Source organism: Janibacter sp. LM, assembly GCF_039631275.1.
In the GTDB taxonomy this organism is placed as follows: Bacteria; Actinomycetota; Actinomycetes; order Actinomycetales; family Dermatophilaceae; genus Janibacter; species Janibacter terrae.
Genome location: NZ_JBDIVG010000071.1, coordinates 1 through 1,499 on the forward strand (window position 1 = coordinate 1; position 1,499 = coordinate 1,499).

A 1,499-nucleotide genomic window follows, 5' to 3' on the forward strand; every position below is an offset into this window, starting at 1 on the left:
TGGGCAGGTTCAACCAGTCGATGCAACACCGTGTTGTTGAAGGGAGCGTAGTTGCTCTTCGAAGACCTCGGCGGGGGTCTTCCAGCCGAGGACCTTGCGGGGCCTGTTGTTCAGTGCGTACGCGACGGCTTCGAGGTCCTCGGCCGACCAGCGGGACAGGTCGGTGCCCTTGGGGAAGTACTGCCGCAGAAGCCCGTTGGTGTTCTCGTTGGTCGGCCTTTGCCAGGGTGAGTGCGGGTCGGCGAAGAACACCTTGGTGCCGGTGGCCAGCGCGAACGTGGCGTGGCCGGAGAGTTCTTTGCCGCGGTCCCAGGTGATGGTCTTGCGCAGCTGCTCGGGCAGCGTGGTCATCGATCTGGTGAGCGCGGCGTTCATCGCGTCGGCTCCGTAGCCGCCCAGGGCTGGCCCGTTCTTCACGTAGGGCTTCTGGCCCCAGCCCTGCTGTCGCGGCAGGTGCACCAACACGGTGCTCCTGCTGCTGCGTTCGACGAGGGTGCCGATCGCTGACCGGCCGGTGCCGATGATCAGGTCGCCCTCCCAGTGACCGGGTACGGCCCGGTCATCGGCCTCGGCCGGACGCTCGGACAGGACGACATCAGCGGTGACGTGCCCTTGTGCCTTGTTGCGTGTACGGGCTCGTGGCCGCCGCAGCGCTCGGCCGGTGCGCAGGCAGGCGACCAGCTCGCGCTGGAGCGCGCCGCGCCCTTGGATGAACAGCGACTGGTAGATCGCCTCGTGGCTGATGCGCATGGACTCATCATCGGGGAAGTCGACCTTCAGCCGCTGTGAGATCTGCTCCGGGCTCCACGCCGTCGACCACCGACGATCGGCCCGGTGCGGCTTGTTCAGCCCCTTCCACGCAGGCAGTCTCGGACCCTCGACGGGCGTGCCGTCAGGTCGACGGACGTCACCCGCGAGCCGTTCTTGGACGTACTGCCGCAACCGTTCGTTCTGGCCGAGCTTCGCGGTCTTGGGGCGCTTGGCCGCCTGCTGAGCCTTCCACTGCGCCACCACTGCCCGGTACTCCAGCTTCCCGCCACGGGTGGCGGCGTTGCGGCGCAGTTCGCGTGAGACCGTCCCCGGGTCACGCCCGATCGCGTGGGCGATCTGGCGCACTCCCTGACCTCGGGCGCGCAGGATCGCGATCTCCTCACGTTCCTCGAAAGACAGGTAACGGCCCGTGGGCTCGGCCAGACAGATCGGTGGCATGCCGCCAGCGTGACGAAACCAGCGCGAGCCCACCGGCACGGACACGCCCACCCTCACCGCAGCCTCAGCCGAGGTGATGCCCGTGGCGATCAACCGCCAAAACTGTCGCTGCACAGCACGCGAGGGCTCAGGCCGTCCAGGCGAGCGCATCGGCGGGCGCAGCGCCCGATCCGCACGCCACTGCCGACGAAGCCCCTCCGGTACATCGCTGGTCTTCCTACGCCAGTCGCTCGACGCCATCCCTGAACACCTCCGAAGTCAAGGTGTTGCGACGACCAGTTGAATCCACC

1 protein-coding gene is annotated in these 1,499 nt (G+C 67.8%); it reads right to left on the reverse strand.

Annotated features, from left to right (window positions below):
* Window positions 1-9 precede the first annotated feature (9 nt).
* Window positions 10-1,209 carry an IS30 family transposase gene (locus ABC138_RS17455; RefSeq protein ID WP_345914457.1) on the reverse strand — a complete coding sequence of 400 codons (1,200 nt, stop codon included), beginning with the start codon at window positions 1,207-1,209 and terminating at the stop codon, window positions 10-12.
* Between the last annotated feature and the right edge of the window lie 290 nt (window positions 1,210-1,499).

Bases quoted from the DNA above. Each gene is read 5' to 3' on its own strand.
- ABC138_RS17455 (WP_345914457.1), bottom strand. From the start codon at position 1,209: ATGCCACCGATCTGTCTGGCCGAGCCCACGGGCCGTTACCTGTCTTTC.